This is a genomic window from Lysobacter panacisoli (assembly GCF_009765165.1).
Taxonomy (GTDB): domain Bacteria; phylum Pseudomonadota; class Gammaproteobacteria; order Xanthomonadales; family Xanthomonadaceae; genus Lysobacter_J; species Lysobacter_J panacisoli.
This window is the reverse complement of record NZ_VLNU01000001.1, coordinates 39350-59197: the sequence shown is the minus strand read 5'-3', so window position 1 is coordinate 59197 and position 19848 is coordinate 39350. Positions and strand designations below refer to the sequence as shown.

Annotated in this window: 22 protein-coding genes; 19 read left to right on the top strand and 3 right to left on the bottom strand. The window is 67.6% G+C overall.

Going from position 1 to position 19848, the window contains the following annotated elements; translation table 11 throughout:
- Positions 1-11 precede the first annotated feature (11 nt).
- From acpP to FOF45_RS00230, 10 genes are all read left to right on the top strand, one after another.
- On the top strand, positions 12-251 hold the full coding sequence (gene acpP / locus FOF45_RS00275; RefSeq protein ID WP_031373652.1) for an acyl carrier protein: 240 nt from the start codon (positions 12-14) through the stop codon (positions 249-251).
- Between the two features lie 162 nt (positions 252-413).
- Complete coding sequence (fabF, locus tag FOF45_RS00270; protein ID WP_158982052.1) at positions 414-1661, top strand: beta-ketoacyl-ACP synthase II; 1248 nt, start codon at positions 414-416, stop codon at positions 1659-1661.
- Between the two features lie 98 nt (positions 1662-1759).
- Positions 1760-3127 carry an aminodeoxychorismate synthase component I gene (locus FOF45_RS00265; protein WP_158982051.1) on the top strand — a complete coding sequence of 456 codons (1368 nt, stop codon included), beginning with the start codon at positions 1760-1762 and terminating at the stop codon, positions 3125-3127.
- Positions 3124-3948, top strand: a complete 825-nt coding sequence (gene pabC, locus FOF45_RS00260) for an aminodeoxychorismate lyase (RefSeq protein ID WP_158982050.1) — start codon at positions 3124-3126, stop codon at positions 3946-3948. Before FOF45_RS00265 ends, pabC begins: the two co-directional genes overlap by 4 nt.
- Entirely contained in the window at positions 3945-5015 is a 1071-nt protein-coding gene (mltG, locus tag FOF45_RS00255) for an endolytic transglycosylase MltG (RefSeq protein WP_158982049.1), read from the top strand. The genes pabC and mltG overlap by 4 nt, the downstream gene beginning before the upstream one ends.
- Complete coding sequence (gene tmk, locus FOF45_RS00250) at positions 5012-5650, top strand: dTMP kinase (RefSeq protein WP_158982048.1); 639 nt, start codon at positions 5012-5014, stop codon at positions 5648-5650. The genes mltG and tmk overlap by 4 nt, the downstream gene beginning before the upstream one ends.
- Positions 5647-6621, top strand: coding sequence for a DNA polymerase III subunit delta' (locus FOF45_RS00245; RefSeq protein WP_158982047.1), 975 nt, complete (start codon positions 5647-5649; stop codon positions 6619-6621). The genes tmk and FOF45_RS00245 overlap by 4 nt, the downstream gene beginning before the upstream one ends.
- Positions 6618-6983: a PilZ domain-containing protein gene (locus FOF45_RS00240; RefSeq protein WP_158982046.1), complete on the top strand. Its 366-nt coding sequence runs from the start codon at positions 6618-6620 to the stop codon at positions 6981-6983. Before FOF45_RS00245 ends, FOF45_RS00240 begins: the two co-directional genes overlap by 4 nt.
- A 13-nt stretch (positions 6984-6996) precedes the next feature.
- Positions 6997-7281, top strand: coding sequence for a tetratricopeptide repeat protein (locus tag FOF45_RS00235; RefSeq protein ID WP_158982045.1), 285 nt, complete (start codon positions 6997-6999; stop codon positions 7279-7281).
- Positions 7247-7453, top strand: coding sequence for a tetratricopeptide repeat protein (locus FOF45_RS00230; protein ID WP_158982044.1), 207 nt, complete (start codon positions 7247-7249; stop codon positions 7451-7453). The genes FOF45_RS00235 and FOF45_RS00230 overlap by 35 nt, the downstream gene beginning before the upstream one ends.
- Positions 7454-7578: 125 nt before the next feature.
- On the opposite strand, the gene FOF45_RS00225 is transcribed toward FOF45_RS00230, so the two are convergent.
- Positions 7579-9663, bottom strand: a complete 2085-nt coding sequence (locus FOF45_RS00225; RefSeq protein ID WP_158982043.1) for a 3-hydroxyacyl-CoA dehydrogenase NAD-binding domain-containing protein — start codon at positions 9661-9663, stop codon at positions 7579-7581.
- Positions 9664-9882: 219 nt separating this feature from the next.
- On the opposite strand from FOF45_RS00225, the gene rpoE reads away from it, so the two are divergent.
- From rpoE to FOF45_RS00210, 3 genes are all read left to right on the top strand, one after another.
- Entirely contained in the window at positions 9883-10503 is a 621-nt protein-coding gene (gene rpoE / locus FOF45_RS00220) for an RNA polymerase sigma factor RpoE (RefSeq protein WP_158982042.1), read from the top strand.
- Entirely contained in the window at positions 10500-11387 is an 888-nt protein-coding gene (locus tag FOF45_RS00215; protein WP_158982041.1) for a sigma-E factor negative regulatory protein, read from the top strand. Before rpoE ends, FOF45_RS00215 begins: the two co-directional genes overlap by 4 nt.
- Before the next feature lie 111 nt (positions 11388-11498).
- On the top strand, positions 11499-13010 hold the full coding sequence (locus FOF45_RS00210; RefSeq protein WP_158982040.1) for a DegQ family serine endoprotease: 1512 nt from the start codon (positions 11499-11501) through the stop codon (positions 13008-13010).
- 46 nt (positions 13011-13056) lie between these two features.
- Here FOF45_RS00210 and FOF45_RS00205 read toward each other — a convergent pair whose 3' ends face one another.
- Complete coding sequence (locus FOF45_RS00205) at positions 13057-13524, bottom strand: hypothetical protein (protein ID WP_158982039.1); 468 nt, start codon at positions 13522-13524, stop codon at positions 13057-13059.
- Between FOF45_RS00205 and lepA the strand changes: the two genes are divergently transcribed.
- From lepA to recO, 6 genes are all read left to right on the top strand, one after another.
- A complete protein-coding gene (gene lepA, locus FOF45_RS00200) occupies positions 13480-15273 on the top strand; it encodes a translation elongation factor 4 (RefSeq protein WP_158982038.1) in 1794 nt (597 codons plus the stop codon). The two genes, FOF45_RS00205 and lepA, sit on opposite strands and share 45 nt — an antisense overlap.
- A 179-nt stretch (positions 15274-15452) precedes the next feature.
- Positions 15453-16238 carry a signal peptidase I gene (gene lepB, locus FOF45_RS00195; RefSeq protein ID WP_158982037.1) on the top strand — a complete coding sequence of 262 codons (786 nt, stop codon included), beginning with the start codon at positions 15453-15455 and terminating at the stop codon, positions 16236-16238.
- A gap of 69 nt (positions 16239-16307) precedes the next feature.
- The gene (locus FOF45_RS00190; RefSeq protein WP_158982036.1) at positions 16308-16685 is read left to right on the top strand and encodes a DUF4845 domain-containing protein; all 378 of its coding nucleotides are present in this window, start codon (positions 16308-16310) and stop codon (positions 16683-16685) included.
- Positions 16678-17352 carry a ribonuclease III gene (gene rnc, locus FOF45_RS00185; RefSeq protein ID WP_158982035.1) on the top strand — a complete coding sequence of 225 codons (675 nt, stop codon included), beginning with the start codon at positions 16678-16680 and terminating at the stop codon, positions 17350-17352. The genes FOF45_RS00190 and rnc overlap by 8 nt, the downstream gene beginning before the upstream one ends.
- A gap of 67 nt (positions 17353-17419) precedes the next feature.
- Positions 17420-18316 carry a GTPase Era gene (gene era, locus FOF45_RS00180; protein ID WP_158982034.1) on the top strand — a complete coding sequence of 299 codons (897 nt, stop codon included), beginning with the start codon at positions 17420-17422 and terminating at the stop codon, positions 18314-18316.
- Between the two features lie 27 nt (positions 18317-18343).
- Positions 18344-19096, top strand: coding sequence for a DNA repair protein RecO (recO, locus tag FOF45_RS00175; protein ID WP_158982033.1), 753 nt, complete (start codon positions 18344-18346; stop codon positions 19094-19096).
- Here recO and FOF45_RS00170 read toward each other — a convergent pair.
- A complete protein-coding gene (locus FOF45_RS00170) occupies positions 19078-19836 on the bottom strand; it encodes a response regulator (protein ID WP_233264010.1) in 759 nt (252 codons plus the stop codon). The two genes, recO and FOF45_RS00170, sit on opposite strands and share 19 nt — an antisense overlap.
- Positions 19837-19848: the final 12 nt, after the last annotated feature.

Genomic DNA, 19848 nt, shown 5'->3' with positions numbered 1-19848 from the left:
AGTGAGTACCCATGAGCAGCATCGAAGAGCGCGTCAAGAAGATCGTGGTCGAACAGCTTGGCGTTAAGGAAGAAGAAGTCACCAACAACGCTTCGTTCGTCGACGACCTCGGCGCTGACTCGCTCGACACCGTCGAGCTGGTGATGGCCCTCGAAGAAGAGTTCGAGTGCGAGATCCCGGACGAGGAAGCCGAGAAGATCACCTCGGTGCAGCAGGCCATCGACTACGTGAAGGCTCACGTCAAGTCGTAAGCCTCGACCCGCGGCGCCCGCCCTCGCGGCGGGCGTCTCCGGGTGAACCGCCGCCTGGTTCAGGCGGGGTTGCTTGAAAAATCCAGACCGGGGCCGCATTGCGGCCCCGTGTCTTATGAGCCGGACCATGCGCCGGCGTAGCGTTCGCAGACGGAGTGTTTCATGTCCAATCGTCCTAACCGACGCGTCGTGGTCACCGGCCTCGGCATCGTTTCGCCGCTCGGCAACGACCTGACCAGCAGCTGGGACGGTATCGTCAATGGTCGCTCCGGCATCGGCCCGATCACCCATTTCGACGCTTCCAGCTTCACCACGCGCATCGCGGGCGAAGTGCGCAACTTCGACATCACCCAGTGGGTGAACCCGAAGGATGCGAAGAAGATGGAAGAGTTCATCCATTACGGCGTCGCCGCCTCGATGATGGCGATGCAGGACGCTGGCATCACGGTCGACGAGTCCAACGCCGAGCGCATCGGTGCGCTGATCGGCTCGGGCATCGGCGGCCTGCTCGGTATCGAAGAGCAGACGATCAAGTACAACGAAGGCGGCCCGCGCAAGGTCTCGCCGTTCTACGTGCCCAGCACGATCATCAACATGCTGCCCGGCCAGGTCTCGCTGCTGACCGGCATCAAGGGCCCGAATTTCTCCGCCGTCTCGGCCTGCGCCACCGCCAACCATTCCATCGGCATGGCGATGCGCATGATCCAGTACGGCGATGCCGACGTGATGGTCGCCGGTGGCGCCGAACGCGGCTCCTCGCCGACGTCGGTCGCGGGCTTCTGCTCGATGAAGGCGATGTCCACGCGCAACGACGAGCCGACCAAGGCCTCGCGTCCGTGGGACAAGGACCGCGACGGTTTCGTGCTCGGCGACGGCGCCGGCATCCTGATCCTCGAAGAGTACGAGCGCGCGAAGGCGCGCGGCGCGCGCATCTACTGCGAGCTCGCCGGCTTCGGCGCCAGCTCCGACGCGTTCCACATGACCGCACCCAGCGAGAACGGCGAAGGTCCGGCGCGCTGCATGGTCGCGGCGATGAAGGACGCGGGCGTCAACCCGGAAGACGTGGCCTACCTCAATGCGCACGGCACCTCGACGCCGCTGGGCGACCTGGCCGAAACGCTGGCCATCAAGCGCGCGTTGGGCGACCACGCGTACAAGACGATGGTCAGCTCGACCAAGTCGATGACCGGCCACCTGCTTGGCGCGGCCGGCGGCGTGGAGGCGATCTTCTCCGTGCTGGCGCTGCACCACGGCATCATCCCGCCGACCATCAACCTGGACGAGGCGGGTGAGGGCTGCGACCTGGACTACGTGCCCAACGTCGCGCGCGAGAAGAAGGTCGACGTCGCCATGTCCAACGGCTTCGGCTTCGGCGGCACCAACGGCACGCTGGTGTTCAAGCGCGTCTGACCGCCGGCCCGCGATGACCTCGACGATCCCCGCTCCGGCGGGGATCGTCGTTTTGGTGGCATGCATCGCGCCGGGCCGGGATGTCGGACAATAGACCGATGCTGCTGACCCGCTCCCTGCCTGCCTCCTTCGACCTGCTGTCATTGCAGCGCCTGTCGCCCGCGCGCTATCCGTTGCTGCTGGAATCCAGCGCGCACGGCACGGCGCAGGGACGCTGGGACATGCTGCTGATCGCCGGTGGCGAGCGCCTCACGCTCGATGCGCAGGGCCGCGTGCGCGACGGCGAACGCGACACCGGCGAGACCGATTTCTTCCGCGCCCTAGACGCGCGCTGGCAGACATCACGCGTGCCGCGCGACGAACCTCGGTGGCCATTCCGCGGCGGTTGGGCGCTGTTTTTCGCTTACGAAGCCGCGGCGCAGGTCGAGCCGGTGCTGCGTCTGCCGCAGGCCGATGGCGTACTGCCCGTCGCGCTCGCATTGCGATGCCCCGCGGCAGTGCTGCGCGACCACACCAGTGGCGAGACGATGCTGGTGGTCGAAACGGAGCACGAGGCGATGGCATCGTCCGTGCTCGACGACATCGAGGCACTCGCGGCGCAACCACCCTTGCCGGCATGGCAGCCGCCGTCGGCGCTGGACGAAGACGAACCGCAGCACTTCACCGATGGCGTGAGTCGCGTGCTCGACTACCTCGCCGCGGGCGACGTCTTCCAGGCCAATCTGTCGCGCGGCTGGCGCGCGCGGTTCGATGGAACGATCGAAGCGGCATCGCTGTTCCAGAGGCTGCGCGAGAACAATCCCGCGCCATTCGCAGGCGTGTTCGCGGACCACGACTGGGCGGTGGTCAGTGCCTCACCCGAACGACTCGTTTCCGTGCGCGGCGATGTCGTCGAAACGCGGCCCATCGCCGGCACGCGCCCGCGTTTCGCTGGCGACGACGATGCCGCGCGTGTCCAGGAACTGGTCGGCCATCCCAAGGAGCGCGCCGAGCACGTGATGCTGATCGACCTGGAGCGCAACGACCTGGGTCGCGTGTGCACGCCGGGCAGCGTCGAGGTCGACGAGCTGATGACCGTCGAAAGCTACGCGCACGTGCACCACATCGTCAGCAACGTGCGCGGACGACTGCGCACGGACGCGACGCCGGGTCAGGTGATCCGTGCGGTGTTCCCCGGCGGCACCATCACCGGTTGCCCGAAGGTGCGCTGCATGCAGATCATCGCCGAACTGGAAGGCGTGGGCCGTGGCGCGTACACCGGCGCGATGGGTTGGCTCAACCGCGACGGCGACATGGACCTCAACATCCTGATCCGCAGCGCCGAACTGGAACGCCGCGACGGACACAGCGCGCTGCGTTTCCGCACCGGCGCGGGCATCGTCGCGGACTCCGATCCGCAGCGCGAACTCGACGAAACGCGCGCCAAGGCACGCGGCATGCTGCGCGCGCTGGGAGCCGGCGGATGAGCGTGGCGACCGTGCGGTGCTTCGTCGGCGACGAAGCGGTCGCGTCGTGGCCGGACGACGACCGGGGCCTGGCCTACGGCGACGGCCTGTTCGAAACCGTCCGCGCGCACGCTGGCACGTTGCCGTGGTGGCCTGCGCACTGGCAACGCCTGCAACGCGGCGCGCATGCGCTCGGCTTCGCATTGCCGCGACGGGAGCGCGTGCGCGCCGAAGCCGAGGCCTTGCTGGACGGCGAGGGCGGTGTACTCAAGCTCATCGTCACCCGTGGCGGTGGCGGTCGCGGTTATGCGCCATCGGAAGGGGCCGCGCCGTACTGGCGACTGTCGCGCCATGACGCGCCGCCCGCGCTGCCGCAGGCGGGATTGCACCTGCGCTGGTGCGAACTGCGTCTCTCGTTGCAGCCTGCACTGGCCGGCATCAAGCATTGCAACCGCCTGGAACAGGTCATGGCGCGCGCCGAGTGGCGCGATCCGGACATCCACGATGGCCTGCTGTGCAGCACCGAAGGCGACGTCGTCTGTGCGACCGCGGCGAACCTGTTCGTGCTGTCGGATGCGGGGTGGATCACGCCGGCCGTGGACCGCTGCGGCATCGCCGGCGTGTGCCGGGACTGGGCCATGCAGGTCCTGGGCGCGGCCGAGACCCGCGTGGCTGTGACCGATGTCGAAGCAGCGCACGCGGTTTTCCTGTGCAATGCGGTGCGCGGTATCCTGCCGGTCGCGCGGTTACGCGATCGCTCGTGGCGACCGCACCCGCAGGTGCTCGAGCTGCAACGCCGCCTCGCCGCCGAGCATCCCGCATTCGCCACGGAGGTTTCGTGAGTCGCAAATCCGGACGTCGCTTCGGCGGCTTTCTCTTCCTGCTGCTGTTGGCCGCCGCCGGCACCGGCTTCTGGTTGTGGCAGCGCTACACCAGTTTTGCGGACGCCTCCCTGACGGGCCTGGAGCCCGGGCAGACCGTGGTCGTGGAACCGGGCGACTCGCTGCCGGCCGTCGTGCGCAAGCTGCGCGCCAGCGGCGTGCGCGGCGGCGAACTGCTCGAATGGCGCGCGCTGGCCAAGCAGCTCGGTGCCGCCGGCAAGCTGCAGGTCGGTGAGTACGCGCTGGAGCCGGGGACGTCGCCGCGCAAATTGCTGCTCGCGATGCGCGACGGCAAGGTGGTGCATCGCCGCTTCACCATCGTCGAAGGCTGGAACATCCGCGAGTTGCGCGCGGCGCTCAAGCGTTCGCCCGAACTCGAACACGAAACCGATCAGCTCGACGACACGGCGCTGATGAAGGCGCTCGGCCACGCAGGTCAGCATCCCGAAGGCCGGTTCCTGCCGGAAACCTACCTCTTCACGCGCGGCGACAGCGATCTTGATGTACTCAAGCGCGCGCACGACGGTATGGACAAGGCGCTTGCCGATGCATGGGAACGCCGCCAGTCCGACAGCGTGCTGAAGACGCCGGAGGAAATGCTGGTGCTGGCCTCGATCGTGGAAAAGGAAACCGGCATCGCCGAGGAACGCCCGCGCATCGCCGGGTTGTTCGAACGACGCCTGCGCATCGGCATGCGGCTGCAGACCGATCCAACCGTGATCTACGGCATGGGCACCAGCTACGACGGCAACATCCGCAAGCGCGACCTAACCACCGATACGCCGTACAACACCTACACCCGTGCCGGCCTGCCGCCGACGCCGATCGCGATGCCGGGCGTGGACGCGCTGCAGGCGGTCGCGCGTCCTGCACCGGGCGAAGACCTGTTTTTCGTTGCCGTCGGCGATGGCAGCGGACGGCATCTGTTCGCGCGCTCCCTGGCCGAACACGACGCCAACGTGCGGCGTTACCTGCAGCGTTATCGCCAGGCGCGCGCCGCGGACGCGCGCGCGCAGGAGCGGCAATGACGCTGCGTTCGTTCCCGCGTTTCATCACGCTGGAAGGCGGCGAGGGCGCCGGGAAGTCGACCGTGCTCGCGGCACTGCGTGCGGTGCTGGCGGAAACCGGCGACGAGATCGTCGGTACGCGTGAGCCCGGCGGCACACCGCTGGCGGAACAGATCCGTGGTCTGCTGCTCGACACGCACCACGAGCCGCCGACGACCGACGCCGAACTGCTGCTGGTATTCGCCGCGCGCGCGCAGCATGTACGCGAGACCATCCTGCCGGCGCTGGAGCGTGGCGCGTGGGTGATCAGCGACCGCTTCACCGATGCCAGCTACGCCTACCAGGGCGCGGCGCGTGGTGGCGACGCGAACTTCATCGCCGAACTCGAGCGCCGCGTGGTCGGCATCGAGCCCGGTTTGACGTTGCTGCTCGACGTGCCGGTGGACGTCGGTCTGCAACGTGCGCGCGGACGCGGTGCGGTCGATCGCATCGAAGCCGAGCGCGAGGACTTCTTCGAACGCGTGCGCGCCGGCTATCTCTCACGCGCGCAGGCGCAGCCGCATCGCTTCCGGGTGATCGATGCGACGCAGCCACAGGAGGCCGTGGCTGCACAGGCAGTCGCGCACCTGCGCGAGTGGATCGGGAGGCAGGCATGAGCGCGCCGGAATTCGCAAGCTGGCAGCAGCGCGTGTACGAGCAGGCGGTCGCGGCGCTCGATGCGGGCCGCCTCGCGCACGGACTGCTGTTCTGCGGACCCGCGCAGCTGGGCAAGCGCGCGGTGGCCGAACGCCTCGCGCGGCGCCTGTTGTGCCAGCGCCCCGGCGCACGCGGCGAGCCGTGCGGCACGTGCCGCAGCTGTCATCTGATCGACGCGGGCACGCATCCGGACTACCACTTCGTGTCCTTCATCCCGAACAAGGAAGGCACGCGGCTGCGCACGGAAATCGTGATCGAGCAGATCCGCCAGTTGTCCGAGCAGCTCTCGCTGACGCCGCAGTATGGCGGTGCGCAGGTGGTGATCCTCGATCCGGCCGAGGCGATCAACAACGCCGCATGCAATGCGTTGCTGAAGACGCTCGAGGAGCCGGTACCGGGCCGCTATCTGTGGCTGGTCAGTGCGAACTCGACGCGCCTGCCTGCGACCATCCGCAGCCGCTGCCAGCGTTACGAATTCAAACTGCCGCAAGCCGACGAGGCACTGGCCTGGCTGCGCGCGCGTGGGCATTCCGAGGCCGCGGCGCGCGAAGCGCTGGACGCGGCCCGCGGCCATCCGGGCCTCGCGCACGAATGGCTGGCCAACGAAGGTCTCAAGCTGCGTCGCGACGTCGCCACCGACCTGGCCCGCCTTGCGAAGGGCGACGCCGGCGCGGTGGAGACCGCGCAGCGCTGGGTCGGGGACGAGGACGCGGCCGTACGCTTGCGCCATGCCGCGGACCTGGCCCTGGCCGAGGCTGCCGGCTTGACCGACCCGGTGCGAACGCGCAGTCTGGCCGCGTGGTTCGACCAGGCGAACCGGACCCGGGATCTGCTGCGCACGACGGTGCGTGCGGACCTCGCGGTCACCGAATTGTTGCTGGCCTGGCGCGTCGCGAGTGGCGGCCGGGTCGAGGGGGGAAGCAGGAGATGAGTGGTATGAACGCAGCAGGCGGCGCGCGCCAGGGCATCCTGTCGTGCGCGATCAAGGACAAGGCGCAGCTCTACAGCGCGTACATGCCGTTCCTCAAAGGCGGCGGCATCTTCGTGCCCACGCCCAAGCGCTATTTCCTCGGCGATGAAGTGTTCCTGCTGCTCACGCTGCCCGAATCCAACGAACGCCTGCCGGTCGCCGGCAAGGTCGTGTGGGTGACCCCGGTCGGCGCGCAGGGCAACCGCCCCGCCGGCATCGGCGTGCAGTTCGTCGACAGCGCCGAGGGCGAGACGGTGAAGGGCAAGATCGAGGCACTGCTGGCCGGCACGCTCAACGCGGAGCGGCCGACGCATACGATGTGAGCACGGACGCTGCATGAACGACCGAGAACGGCTCATGCAGCGCGCGCAGGACGGCGATTCGCGGGCGCAACTCGCACTGGCGATTACCTATGCCGTTGGCGACGACGTCCAGCAGGACTTGACCGCCGCCCGGCACTGGTACGCGATGGCCGCACGGCAAGACGAACCCGAGGCGGCGTTCAATCTTGCGGCGATGCAACTGCACGGTGAAGGCGGACCGCAGGACATCGAGGAAGCACGACGCGGCTACGCGCGCGTCCGAGATGGGCAGCTCCGATGCGAGCGTATGGCTCGGTGAAACACACCTCGACGCCAACGATTATCTGGAAGCTGTCCGCTACTTCACACGTGCCGCATCGCAGGGCGACGTGCGCGGATTGCGCGGGTTGTCGCTCGTGCTGTCGTGCGCGGATTGCGGCGCCTCGAAAGCGGAGATCGGCAAGGCGATCTCCAAAGCGTCAGGCTGGTAGCCCGGACGTAACTCCGACGTGTTCCTCGTCCGAGTGCGCCAGTCGGAGCACGCGATTGGTTGGCGTGATGTCCATATAAAAACGCGCCGTGCATGCACGGCGCGTTTCGGTATCGGCTCTGTGCGTCAGGCCGCCGCGGCAGGTGCCTGGGCTTCCGGCCGCAGCGCCGGCGAATCCCAGCCCGGACGCGGCTTGAAGCGGTCGCCGTAGCGCTGGTGCAGGATCGACATGCGCGCGAGCAGGCCTTCGACGCCGGTTTCGCGGATGTACTGGATCGGACCGCCGCGGAACGGCGCGAAGCCCGTGCCGAAGATGACGCCGGCGTCGAGCAGTTCGGCATCGTCCACCACGCCGTCGTGCAGGCACGCGACCGCTTCGTTGAGCAGCGGCAGGATCAGGCGATCCTCCAGGTCCGACGGGATCTGGTAGTCCTTCGGCAGCGCAGGCTTCACCGGCTTGCCGTTCTCCCACTTGTACAGGCCCTGGGCGTCCTTCTTGCCGCGCTTGCCGGCTTCTGGCGGCGACGACAGCGAGGCCGGGATCGGCAGGCCGAGGAATGGCGCCAGCTCCGCGCCCACGCCCGCGGCCACGTCCAGGCCGACGGTGTCGATCAGTTCGATCGGCCCCATCGGCATGCCGAACTTCACCGCCGCCTTGTCGATCGCGGCGCCCGGGATGCCTTCGGCGAACGCGGTCGCCGCTTCGAGCATGTACGGGAACAGCACGCGGTTGACGAGGAAGCCCGGCGTGCCCGCGACCGGCACCGGCAGCTTGTCGATGGCCTTGCAGAACGCGGCGAGGCGCTGCTCGGTCTGCGGCGACACGCGATCGTGGTGGATGATTTCCACCAGCGGCATCAGCGCGACCGGATTGAAGTAGTGCAGGCCGGCGAAATGCACCGGACGCGCGATGTGCTCGCGCAGCTCGGTCAGCGGGATCGATGAGGTGTTGGTGGTCAGCAGCGCATCGAACTTCATGCGCGGTTCGAGCGAGTCGTACAACTCGCGCTTGGCCTCGGCCTTCTCGATGATCGCCTCGATCACCAGGTCCGCCTCAGCCACGCCGTCGCCGGCGAGGTCGCCCTTCAGGCGTGCGGCCACTGCGGCGCGCTTGGCCTCGTCCTTCACCTTCTTCTCGAACAGCGATTGCGCGCGGGTCAGCGCGGCGTCGATGAAGCGCTGCTCGCGGTCCTGCAACGTCACGTTGAAACCCTTCGTCGCCGACCACGCGGCGATGTCGCCGCCCATCACGCCGGCACCGACGACATGCACGTGGCGGATACCGTGGTCCTTGCCGCCCAGGCTTTTCAGGCGTTCCTGCAGGAAGAACACGCGGATCAGGTTGCGCGCGGTCGGCGTGGAAGCGAGCTTCACCACCGCCTTGCGTTCGGACGACAGGCGCGACTGGATGCCGCCGCTCGCGTTCGCCCAGCTGTTGATCAGCGCGTACGGCGCGGGGTAGTGCTCCTTGCGCGCCTTGCGTGCGACCTGCTTGGTCAGCATCGGTGCGAGCAGCTTGCGCGCGGGCAGGGTATTGGTCGCCCAGCCGAGAAAGCGCTGCTTGAACGGACGCTGCGCGCCGCCCTTGAGCGCGAACGACGCGGCGACGTCGAGCAGGCTGGCCACGTCGGTGACCTTGTCGACCAGTCCGTTCGCGCGCGCGGCCGAAGCCGACAGCGTGCGGCCGGTGAGCATCATGTCGAACGCCGCCGGGGCGCCGATCAGGCGCGGCAGGCGCACGCTGCCGCCCCAGCCCGGGAAGATGCCCAGCTTCACTTCCGGCAGACCGATACGCGTGGACGGGTCGTTGCTGGCGACGCGGAAGCGGCAGGCCAGCGAGATCTCGGTGCCGCCGCCCATGCAGAAGCCGTGGATCGCCGCGACGGTCGGGCAGGGCAGTTCGGCCAGACGCTGGAACGTCTGCTGGCCGCGGCGGATCGCGTCGCCGACCGTGCCCTTCTCGTCGAAGGCCTGGAATTCCTTGATATCCGCGCCGGCGATGAAGCCCGACGCCTTGGCCGAGCGCAGCACCACGCCCTTGGGCGGGTCCAGCGCGAGGCGTTCGAGCAGGGTGTCCAGCTCGATGAGCACGTCCTGCGAGAACGTGTTGACCGGCGTTCCCGCCTTGTCGAAGGACAGCACCAGGACGCCATCGGGGCGCAGTTCGGTCTGCCAGTGCTGGAAGCGGAGACCGTCGAGGCCAGCAATCATTGCGGCACCATCCGTTCAGGTATGGAGAGACCGCTATCATCCCGAGGATGTTTCGTCGCCGTCAATCTCGGCGATTCCCGGACCCGCCGGCGGCGTCCGTGACCCACGGCGCTTGCGGCCCGCAGGGCCGGCCCCATTAATGATCGTGATTGAACTTTCGCCCGAGAGGGCTGTCCATTCGTTCGGCCAAGGCCGAGCTGACAGGAGCGCCGGCGCGGCATGGCCGAAATGACATTGCCAAAAGACATGGAGTTGGACCAGGAGCTGGTCGGTCGCGTGCAGCGCGGCGACAGCGCGGCGTTCGATGCGCTGGTGCGCAAGTACCAGCATCGGATCACCGCGTTGATCGGGCGCTACATCTCCGACTGGAGCGAATGCCAGGACGTGGCCCAGGAAACCTTCATCCGCGCCTACCGGGCGCTGCCGAACTTCCGGGGCGATGCCCAGTTCTATACATGGTTGCACCGCATAGCCGTGAATACCGCCAAGAACCACCTCGTCGCGCAGAACCGCCGTCCGCCCACCGACGACGTCGATGCGATGGACGCGGAGCAGTTCGACACGGGGACGCGACTGCGCGACACGGACACACCGGAACATGAACTCCTGCGGCAGGAAATCGAACGCACGGTGATGCGTGTGGTCGAAGGACTGCCAGAGGAACTGAGGGCCGCGATCACCCTGCGCGAGGTGGACGGCCTGAGCTACGAGGACATCGCGCAGAAGATGGGTTGCCCCATCGGTACCGTTCGTTCGCGCATTTTCCGAGCGCGCGAGGCGATCGATGCCGAACTGCGGCCCCTGATCGACCACGACACAGCGGACACTGCCCAGCGATGACCTCCAACCACCGTCCCAACGAAGACCGCGAAACCCTCAGTGCGCTGTTCGACAGCCAGCTGCAGGGCGACGAGGCGCGCTTCGCCCTGCGGCGACTTGAGCACGACGCGACCTGGCGCGAGTCGTGCGGTCGATGGCAGCTCTATGGCGATGTGATGCGCGGCCAGGCCGTGGCGCTTGCCGCCGGTGGCTTCGCAGAGCGTGTGGCTGCGGCGATCGCACAGGAAACGCGGCAGCAGGCCGCACCGGTCGCGTCGGCGGCCCGGCCCGCGCTGTCGCGTCGTGGCTGGATCGGCGGTGCACTCGCCGCATCGGTGGCCGTGGTGGCGCTGTTCGTGACGCGTCCGTTCTCCAACGAAAGCGCGCCGGCCACGCCCGACGTGGCGCCCACGCAGGTTGCCAGCGCAGCGGTGCAGCCGGTCCCGGCCGCTCCGGCACCCGCGCCGGCGGTCCCGGCGCGCACGCCCGATCCGACCGCCGGATTGAGCGCCGCCGCGGTGGCCGTGGCCGAAGTGCCGCGTCGTGCCGCCGAGCGTCGCGCCTCGCGTGGCCAGAGCCAGCGCGCCGCGCTGCGTACCAGTCGCCGGAATTCCGAGGCGATGCCGATCGCGGCCTCGGCGACGCCGGTCGCCGTGGCATCGGTCGATGCAGTCGGTTCGCAGAATGCGGCGACCTCGACGAACAATCCGTTCAAACCGGAACATGCTGAGACCGCGAGCCGTCCGTGGCCGCGTGCCGTGCTGCCGCAATATTCCGGCGGCGGCGCGATGACCGCGAGCTTCGGCACCAGTTCCAACTCGCCATCGTTCTATCCGTTCGAACCGCAGCCGGCGCACGCGACCGACACGGCACAGTCCGGCGAAGGCGACACGCCGCAGCACTGACGCGCGGCGATCGCACGCGGCTTCTGACGCATTCCTGACGCATTCCGATTTCGCGCCGTCGCAACGGCGCCCGAGCCCACACTGTCCTCTCGATTGCCGAGGTCGATCCTGATGAACCGTCCGCTCCGCTCCCTGATCCTGGTTGGCGCCATCGCCGCCACGTTGCCCGTCGCCTGCACCGCGCAACCGCCGTCGACGCCGATCGCGCCGCCGCCCGCCGCCGTGCCCGCACCGCCGCTGGTGACCGGCCTGCCGGACTTCACCGGCCTGGTGCAGCGCGTCGGACCGGCCGTGGTCAACATCCAGGCGGAAGTGGCGCCGCGCCGTTCCGCGCGCAGCGGCGGCATGCCGGATGAAGAGCAGATTCCGGAAATCTTCCGTCGCTTCTTCGGCGACGACATGCCGTTCCCGGGTGGTCCCGGCGGTCCCGGTGGTCCGCGCAGTCCGCGCGGTGGCACCTCGCTCGGCAGCGGCTTCCTGATTTCCGACGACGGCTACGTGATGACCAACCACCACGTCGTCGAAGGCGCCGACACGGTGACGGTCAAGCTGTCCGACCGCCGCGAGTTCAAGGCCAAGGTGATCGGCAGCGACGAGCAGTCCGACGTCGCGCTGCTGAAGATCGAAGCCAAGGGCCTGCCGTTCCTGCGCATGGCGCAGGCCAATTCCACGAAGGCCGGCCAGTGGGTGATCGCGATCGGTTCGCCGTTCGGCCTCGATCATTCCGTCACCGCCGGCATCGTCAGCGCGGTCGGTCGCAGCAATCCGTACGCCAACCAGCGCTACGTGCCTTTCATCCAGACCGACGTCGCCATCAACCAGGGCAACTCGGGCGGCCCGCTGCTCAACACCAGCGGCGAAGTGGTGGGCATCAACTCGCAGATCTTCAGCAACTCCGGCGGCTACATGGGCGTGAGCTTCGCCATCCCGATGGATGTCGCGATGAGCGCGGCCGAACAGTTGCGTGCGACCGGCAAGGTCAGCCGTGGCCAGATGGGCGTGCAGGTGCAGGCCGTAAGCAGCGCCGATGCGAAGGGGTGGGGGCTTCCTGATACCGGCGGGGCGCAAGTTGTTGAGGTGTTGCCTGGGAGCCCGGCGGAAAAGGCCGGTATCGAACGCGGCGACGTGATTCGTGCCATCGATGGTCGAGCTATTCACGAGTCCAGCGACCTGCCGCCGATCATCGGCTCGATGGCGCCTGGTACCCGCGCCAAGGTCACCCTGTTCCGCGACGGTCGCTCAGTTGAAAAGACGGTAACTGTCGACGAGCTCGATGCTGGCATCGTCGGTGGTGGTGGCAGCACGCGGCCCTCAGCAGACGACGAGCCGTCGGGTTCGCCTAGCGGCAACACCCTCGGCATGGTCGGTCAGGACCTCTCGGCCGGCGAACGCCAGCGCCTTGGCCTGCGTTCGGGCGAGGGGGTGCTGATCCGTAATCCTGGTGATGCTGGTTCCGAAGCTGGGCTGCGTCCTGGCGACGTGGTCCTGCAAGTGGGCCGCAGTCAGGTGGGGTCCGCCGCTGCACTGAATCGGGAACTCGCCTCGGTGAAGGCGGGCCAAACCGTCATGTTGCTGATTCGTCGTAATGGCTCCTCGCAGTTTGTTGCGATTCCGATTAGTTAATCGCTAAGCCGCCGAGGCATATTGCCTCGGCGGCTTGTTGGGCACTTCATGCGCAGGTGCACTGCCCGCAGTATCGGGTGCCCTTGATGTCAACGCAGCAAACATCAGGACAATCGCCATCTTGGGATTTATTCCCAACATTCGCGTGATTATCCTTTGTTCTCAATGCCACATTTTGCAGAGGAGTGCAGTGCCTCTCGGTCTTTTCCGTAATGTCGGCCTGAATAGATTGCAAGGTCGGTTTTTCCACGGTCGTGGCCGAAGCAGTGAAAGAGAAAGTAAGCAACATAATCGCCAGAAAGTACTTCATGATCTGCGTCCTTGTATTGGGCACTTGGTCGAGGCCGGTTTTAGCCGGCATTTCGACGGTCGTGCCGTCCGTCCCCTGCGTCAAGTGCCAGGCCGCTTGCGCATGTGCGATAATTTCTCGTTGATTTTCAAGGAACCGGCTAGCCTCGCGCGGCCCCGCATGCAGCAGATCAGAAACTTTTCCATCATCGCCCACGTCGACCACGGCAAGTCGACCCTGGCCGACCGCATCATCCAGCTCTGTGGCGGCCTCGAAGCCCGCGAGATGGAAGCCCAGGTCCTCGATTCGAACCCGATCGAGCGCGAGCGCGGCATCACCATCAAGGCCCAATCCGTGTCGCTGCCGTACAAGGCGAAGGACGGGCAGACCTACTTCCTCAATTTCATCGACACTCCCGGCCACGTCGACTTCAGCTACGAAGTCAGCCGCTCGCTGGCCGCGTGCGAAGGCGCGCTGCTGGTGGTGGACGCCGCGCAGGGCGTGGAGGCGCAGTCCGTCGCCAACTGCTACACCGCGGTGGAGCAGGGCCTGGAAGTCGTGCCGGTGTTGAACAAGATCGACCTGCCGACGGCCGACATCGAGCGCGCCAAGGCCGAGATCGAGGCAGTCATCGGCATCGACGCCGAGGACGCCGTGGCGATCAGCGCCAAGACCGGCCTCAACGTGCAGGATGTGCTGGAAGCGATCGTCCATCGCATCCCGCCGCCGAAGCCGCGCGACACCGACAAGCTGCAGGCGCTGATCATCGACTCGTGGTTCGACAACTACCTCGGCGTGGTCTCGCTGGTGCGCGTGATGCAGGGCGAGATCAAGCCCGGCGACAAGCTGCTGGTGATGTCGACCGGTCGCACGCACCAGGTCGACAAGGTCGGCGTGTTCACGCCCAAGCGAAAGGACCTGCCCAAGCTTGGCGCGGGCGAGGTGGGCTGGATCCACGCATCGATCAAGGACGTGCACGGCGCGCCGGTCGGCGACACGCTGACGCTGGCGGGCGACCCCGCCGCCAAGCCGCTGCCGGGCTTCCAGGAAATGCAGCCGCGCGTGTTCGCCGGTCTGTTCCCGGTCGACGCCGAGGACTATCCGGACCTGCGCGAAGCGTTGGACAAGCTGCGCCTCAACGATGCCGCGCTGCGCTTCGAGCCGGAAAGTTCCGAAGCGATGGGCTTCGGTTTCCGCTGCGGCTTCCTCGGCATGCTGCACATGGAGATCGTGCAGGAGCGGCTGGAGCGCGAGTACAACCTCAACCTCATCAGCACCGCGCCGACGGTGATCTACGAGGTGCTCAAGACCGACGGCAGCATCGTGCCGATGGACAACCCGGCCAAGCTGCCGCCGGTGAACATGGTCGAGGAAATCCGCGAGCCGATCATCCGCGCCAACATCCTCACGCCGCCGGATTACGTGGGCAACGTGATCACGCTGTGCGAAGAGAAGCGCGGCGTGCAGATCGGCATCCAGTACATGGGTGGCCAGGTGCAGATCAGCTACGAGCTGCCGATGGCCGAAGTGGTGCTGGACTTCTTCGACAAGCTCAAGTCGGTCAGCCGCGGCTACGCCTCGCTGGACTACCACTTCCTGCGTTTCGAGGCCGGTCCGTTCGTGCGCGTGGATACGCTGATCAACGGCGACAAGGTCGATGCGCTGTCGATCATCACCCACCGCAGCCATGCCGACCGCCGTGGCCGCGACCTGTGCGAGAAGATGAAGGAGCTGATCCCGCGCCAGATGTTCGACGTCGCCATCCAGGCCGCGATCGGCTCGCAGATCATCGCCCGGTCCACGGTCAAGGCCATGCGCAAGAACGTGCTGGCCAAGTGCTACGGCGGCGACATCAGCCGCAAGAAGAAGCTCCTCGAGAAGCAGAAAGAGGGCAAGAAGCGGATGAAGCAGGTCGGGCGCGTGGAGATCCCGCAGGAGGCCTTCCTGGCGGTGCTGCAGGTGGACAGCAAGTGACGGGCCCGCGGACGACGCGCCCGAATCCGACCCCGGGTCGGCCGTTGTCGCAATGACGAAGGGCAGATCCCCGGCTATGCTCGCTCCGGCAGGCTTGTCGGGGGACGGCCTGCCGGGCGGTCCGCCGCCCTGCCGTCGTCCAATCCCGAATTCCGAATCCCGGCTCCCGAGGAGCATGCATGCGTTGGTTTGAAATCGCCCTGGTCGTCCTGACCCTCGTCACCGGCCTGGTGTGGCTGCTGGACAAGCTGGTACTCGCCAAGCGCCGCGCCGCGAGCCAGGGCCTGCTCGACGACGGCAAGGAGCCGGCGATCGTCGATTACTCCAAGGCGTTCTTCCCGGTGCTGGCGGTGGTGCTGATCCTGCGCAGCTTCGTGGCCGAGCCGTTCCGCATCCCGTCGAACTCGATGATGCCGACGCTGCTGACCGGTGACTTCATCCTGGTCAACAAGTTCACCTACGGCCTGCGCCTGCCGATCAACAACCACAAGGTTGTTGCCCTAGGCGTGCCGAAGCGCGGGGACGTGGTCGTGTTCCGCCCGCCGCACCATCCGGACCAGGACTGGATCAAGCGCGTGGTCGGCCTGCCGGGCGACCGCGTCGGCTACCACGACAACCAGGTCACCGTGAACGGGCAGGTCCTGGGCTACACCCAGGTCGGCGTGTACCAGGGCAAGGGCAACGGCACCGAGATGACCGGCGCCGAGGAACTGCGCGAAAACCTGCTCGGCCGCGAGCACAACGTCCTTGAGCGCATCAATTCGCCTTTCCTCGACCAGGGCGAGGGTGACTGGATCGTGCCGCCGGGTCACTATTTCGTGATGGGCGACAACCGCGACAACAGCGAGGACAGCCGATACTGGGGCTTCCTGCCGGAGGCGAACCTCCGTGGCAAGGCGTTCCTGATCTGGATGAACTTCGACGGTGGCGTGGATACCTCGCGCATCGGCAACAGCATCCGGTAATCCCGCACGCGCCGTCGGGGATGGCGGCGCATCGGGCGTTTGAAGCAGACACATGGGGGAGTGGTTGAAATGAAGCGTAATCAGAGCGGCATGACCCTGATCGGGTTCATCATCGTGCTGGCCGTGGTGGGCGTGTTCATCTACATGGGCATGAAGCTGGTGCCGATGTATTCGGAGTACTTCGCGGTCAAGGAAGCGCTCAAGGAGCTCTCGTCGGAGGCGGGCATCAGCCAGAAGGACCCGGGCCGCATCAAGGACCTGTTCTTCCGCCGCCTGTACGTCAGCTACAGCGACAACGTGAAGCAGGAGAACGTGAAGATCGCGCGCCGCGACACGGGCTACATCATCACGGTGGACTACGAAGTGCGTCGCCCGCTGATCGCCAACATCGACGTGGTCGGCCATTTCAACGCCGAGCAGGTCCTGAGTCGCGGTGCGGATGACTGATCGCATCGGCCACCGCTTCCGCACCCCGGGCCTGCTCGAGCAGGCCCTGACTCACCGCAGTGCCGGCGCTCCGCACAATGAGCGCCTTGAATTCCTCGGCGACGCGCTGGTCAACCTGATCGTTGCCGAAGCGCTGTACGCTCACTGGCCGCGCGCCGACGAAGGCGCGTTGACCCGCGCCCGCGCCGAACTGGTGCGCGAATCGGCGCTGGCGCCGATCGCGCGCACGCTCGAACTGGGCGCGCGCCTCACGCTGGGCCCCGGCGAAATGAAATCCGGCGGCCATCGTCGCGACTCCATCCTGGCCGACGCGCTGGAAGCGGTCGTCGCGGCGATCTATCTCGACTCGGATTTCCCGACCTGCCGCGACGCCGTGCTGCCCTGGTTCCAGGACGCGATCGACGCGCTGCCGCCGCCGCACAAGGTCGGCAAGGACGCCAAGACCCGCTTGCAGGAATGGCTGCAGGGGCGGCAGAAGCCGCTGCCGGTCTACGCGCTGTTGGCCGAGTCCGGCGAGGAGCATGCCAAGAACTTCCATGTCACCTGCACGCTGGCGCAGCCGGCGCTGGTGACCGAAGGCGTGGGCAGCTCGCGCCGCGCCGCGGAACAGATCGCGGCGGAAGCGGCGCTGGAGCGCCTCGCCGGGCCGGCGTCCGACGAAGCCTGATCGCTGCGGCGTCGCCCACAGCGTGCGGCGTTTGCTCCCGGCGCGCCACGCGCCGACAATTCCCACCATGAATACCCCCACTCATCGCGCCGGCCACGTCGCCGTCATCGGCCGCCCGAACGTCGGCAAGTCCACCCTGGTCAACGCGCTCGTCGGCGCCAAGGTCAGCATCACCTCCGATCGCCCGCAGACCACGCGTCATCAGTTGCTCGGCATCGCCACCTTCCCGGAAGGCCAGCTGCTTCTGGTCGATACGCCCGGAATCCACCGCGAGCAGAAGCGCGCGATGAACCGCTGGATGAACCGCGCCGCCCGCGGCGCGCTGGAAGGCGTGGATGCCGCGATCCTGGTCGTGCGTGCAGGCCAGTGGGACGACGAGGACGGACTCGCGTTCGACGCGTTGAAGAAGGCCGGCCTGCCGGTCGTGCTGGTGGTCAATCAGGTCGATCGCGTCAAGGACAAGGCCACGCTGCTGCCGTTCCTGGCCAAGGTCAGCGAGGGACGCGAGTTCGCCGCGGTGCACCCGGTGTCCGCGCTCAGGCGCAAGGGGCTGGAAGCGCTGGTGAAGGACACGCTCGCGCTGCTGCCCGAGCAGCCCGCGCTGTACGGCGAGGACGAAATCACCGACAAGAGCCAGCGCTTCCTCGCTGGCGAGATGGTGCGCGAGCAGCTCATGCGCCAGCTCGGCGAGGAATTGCCGTACGCGACCACTGTGGAGATCGAGAAGTTCGAGGTCGACGGCACGATGCTGCGCATCGGTGCGGTGATCTGGGTCGAACGCGACGGCCAGAAGGCCATCGTCATCGGCAAGGGTGGCGAGCGCCTGCGCGAGATCGGTGCGCGTTCGCGCCAGCAGATGGAGCGCCTGTTCGGCGCGAAGGTATTCCTGCAGACCTGGGTACGCGTGCGCGAGGGCTGGTCGGACGACGAAGCCGCGCTGCGTGCGTTCGGATACCACGACTGAGCCGCGATCCACGAATCCCGGCACGCGATGCGCCTCACCGCCGAATCCGCCTTCGTCCTGCACGCGCGGCCCTGGCGTGAAACCAGTCTGCTGGTCGAGGTACTGAGCGAACGCCACGGCCGCCTCGGCCTGGTCGCGCGCGGCGTACAGGGGCCGAAGCGGCAGGCATTGCGCGCGGCGTTGCAGCCTCTGCAATGGATCCGCTTCGACGCGGTGCAGACCGGCGAACTGGCGCGGTTGAACACCGCCGAAGCGATGGACGTCGCGCCTCGCCTCGGCGGCGAAGCGATGCTGTCCGGCTTCTATCTCAACGAACTCACGCTGCGCCTGGCACCGCGCCAAGATCCCGCGCCCGAGCTCTACGACGCCTATGCGCGAGCCCGCCAGCGCCTCGGTGCGGGCGAGCCGCTGGCGTGGACGCTGCGCCGTTACGAACGCGACCTGCTCGAGGCCCTCGGTTTCGGTTTCGACTGGCACCACGACGGCGACGGCGATCCGATCGATCCCGCCGCGCGCTATCGCCTCGATCCGGAGCACGGTCCGCGCCGGCTGCTGAGCGATCGCGGTCATGGCGACCGCAGCAGTGCGGCGACGGGACGCGGTCTGCTCGCGCTCGCCGACGACCGCTTGCCCGAGGGCGACGATCTGCCCGGTCTGCGTCGCGCCATGCGCGGCGTGCTCGCGCACCATCTCGGGCCGCGCGGTCTGAAGTCGTGGGAAATGCTGTCTGAACTCGGCCGCGTGGCGGCACCGCGCGACGGTCACACCACCGGGGAGTGATCCGTCGCCGCCGGCAGTTGCGTGAGCGTTTCGCGCGCAACCTGTTCGAAGGCCTGCAAACGCGTCGCCGACGAAGGTTCATCCTGCAACGCGTGCACGGTGGCGGCCAGCCGCTGCGCCCCGACGAAGCCGCAGCTCGCGCGCAGTTTGTGCAGGTCGCTGCGTACCGAGTCGAGGTCGCCGCGCTCGGCCGCGGTCGAGATCGCATAGACCGTGTTCGGCAATTCGTTGACGAACAGATCGCGCAGCGTATCCACGTGCGAGCGATGCCCGTTGAGCGCCAACAACGCCGCCTCGTCGTCCCACAGGACGAGTCCCTCGTCGATGGACGACGCAATCGACGCGGCAGGAATCGGCGGCGCGATGCCGAGCACGCGTCGCAGCGCGCCCTGCACCGTGGCCGCGGGCATCGGCTTGGTCAGCGCCTCGGCGAAACCGGCCTGCACCAGCCCATCGAGGATGGTCGCCTCGTGCGCGGCAGTGTGGGCGAGGGCGGGCGTTGCGGGGTGGCGCAGGCGCAGGCGCGAGAGCAGTTCCTCGCCGCTGCCGTCGGGCAGGCGCGCGTCGATCATCCACGCCGCATAGTCCTGCGCCGAGGCGAGCGCGAGCGCGCCGGCGAGGCTGTCGGCGGCATCCACGTCCGCGGGCGTGGCGCGCAGCGCCGCCGCGAGGAAAGTGCGGCTGGTCGGGTCGTCCTCGACCAGCAGGATGCGGGGAAGCGTGTCGGGCATCATCGGCATTTCGCGTCCTGT

What these genes read in the sequence shown, in the direction of transcription:
- acpP (WP_031373652.1), top strand. Translation starts at nt 12, where the DNA reads ATGAGCAGCATCGAAGAGCGCGTCAAGAAGATCGTGGTCGAACAGCTT.
- fabF (WP_158982052.1), top strand. Translation starts at nt 414, where the DNA reads ATGTCCAATCGTCCTAACCGACGCGTCGTGGTCACCGGCCTCGGCATC.
- FOF45_RS00265 (WP_158982051.1), top strand. Translation starts at nt 1,760, where the DNA reads ATGCTGCTGACCCGCTCCCTGCCTGCCTCCTTCGACCTGCTGTCATTG.
- pabC (WP_158982050.1), top strand. Translation starts at nt 3,124, where the DNA reads ATGAGCGTGGCGACCGTGCGGTGCTTCGTCGGCGACGAAGCGGTCGCG.
- tmk (WP_158982048.1), top strand. Translation starts at nt 5,012, where the DNA reads ATGACGCTGCGTTCGTTCCCGCGTTTCATCACGCTGGAAGGCGGCGAG.
- FOF45_RS00245 (WP_158982047.1), top strand. Translation starts at nt 5,647, where the DNA reads ATGAGCGCGCCGGAATTCGCAAGCTGGCAGCAGCGCGTGTACGAGCAG.
- FOF45_RS00240 (WP_158982046.1), top strand. Translation starts at nt 6,618, where the DNA reads ATGAGTGGTATGAACGCAGCAGGCGGCGCGCGCCAGGGCATCCTGTCG.
- FOF45_RS00235 (WP_158982045.1), top strand. Translation starts at nt 6,997, where the DNA reads ATGAACGACCGAGAACGGCTCATGCAGCGCGCGCAGGACGGCGATTCG.
- FOF45_RS00230 (WP_158982044.1), top strand. Translation starts at nt 7,247, where the DNA reads ATGGGCAGCTCCGATGCGAGCGTATGGCTCGGTGAAACACACCTCGAC.
- FOF45_RS00225 (WP_158982043.1), bottom strand. Translation starts at nt 9,663, where the DNA reads ATGATTGCTGGCCTCGACGGTCTCCGCTTCCAGCACTGGCAGACCGAA.
- rpoE (WP_158982042.1), top strand. Translation starts at nt 9,883, where the DNA reads ATGGCCGAAATGACATTGCCAAAAGACATGGAGTTGGACCAGGAGCTG.
- FOF45_RS00215 (WP_158982041.1), top strand. Translation starts at nt 10,500, where the DNA reads ATGACCTCCAACCACCGTCCCAACGAAGACCGCGAAACCCTCAGTGCG.
- FOF45_RS00210 (WP_158982040.1), top strand. Translation starts at nt 11,499, where the DNA reads ATGAACCGTCCGCTCCGCTCCCTGATCCTGGTTGGCGCCATCGCCGCC.
- lepA (WP_158982038.1), top strand. Translation starts at nt 13,480, where the DNA reads ATGCAGCAGATCAGAAACTTTTCCATCATCGCCCACGTCGACCACGGC.
- lepB (WP_158982037.1), top strand. Translation starts at nt 15,453, where the DNA reads ATGCGTTGGTTTGAAATCGCCCTGGTCGTCCTGACCCTCGTCACCGGC.
- FOF45_RS00190 (WP_158982036.1), top strand. Translation starts at nt 16,308, where the DNA reads ATGAAGCGTAATCAGAGCGGCATGACCCTGATCGGGTTCATCATCGTG.
- rnc (WP_158982035.1), top strand. Translation starts at nt 16,678, where the DNA reads ATGACTGATCGCATCGGCCACCGCTTCCGCACCCCGGGCCTGCTCGAG.
- era (WP_158982034.1), top strand. Translation starts at nt 17,420, where the DNA reads ATGAATACCCCCACTCATCGCGCCGGCCACGTCGCCGTCATCGGCCGC.
- recO (WP_158982033.1), top strand. Translation starts at nt 18,344, where the DNA reads ATGCGCCTCACCGCCGAATCCGCCTTCGTCCTGCACGCGCGGCCCTGG.
- FOF45_RS00170 (WP_233264010.1), bottom strand. Translation starts at nt 19,836, where the DNA reads ATGCCGATGATGCCCGACACGCTTCCCCGCATCCTGCTGGTCGAGGAC.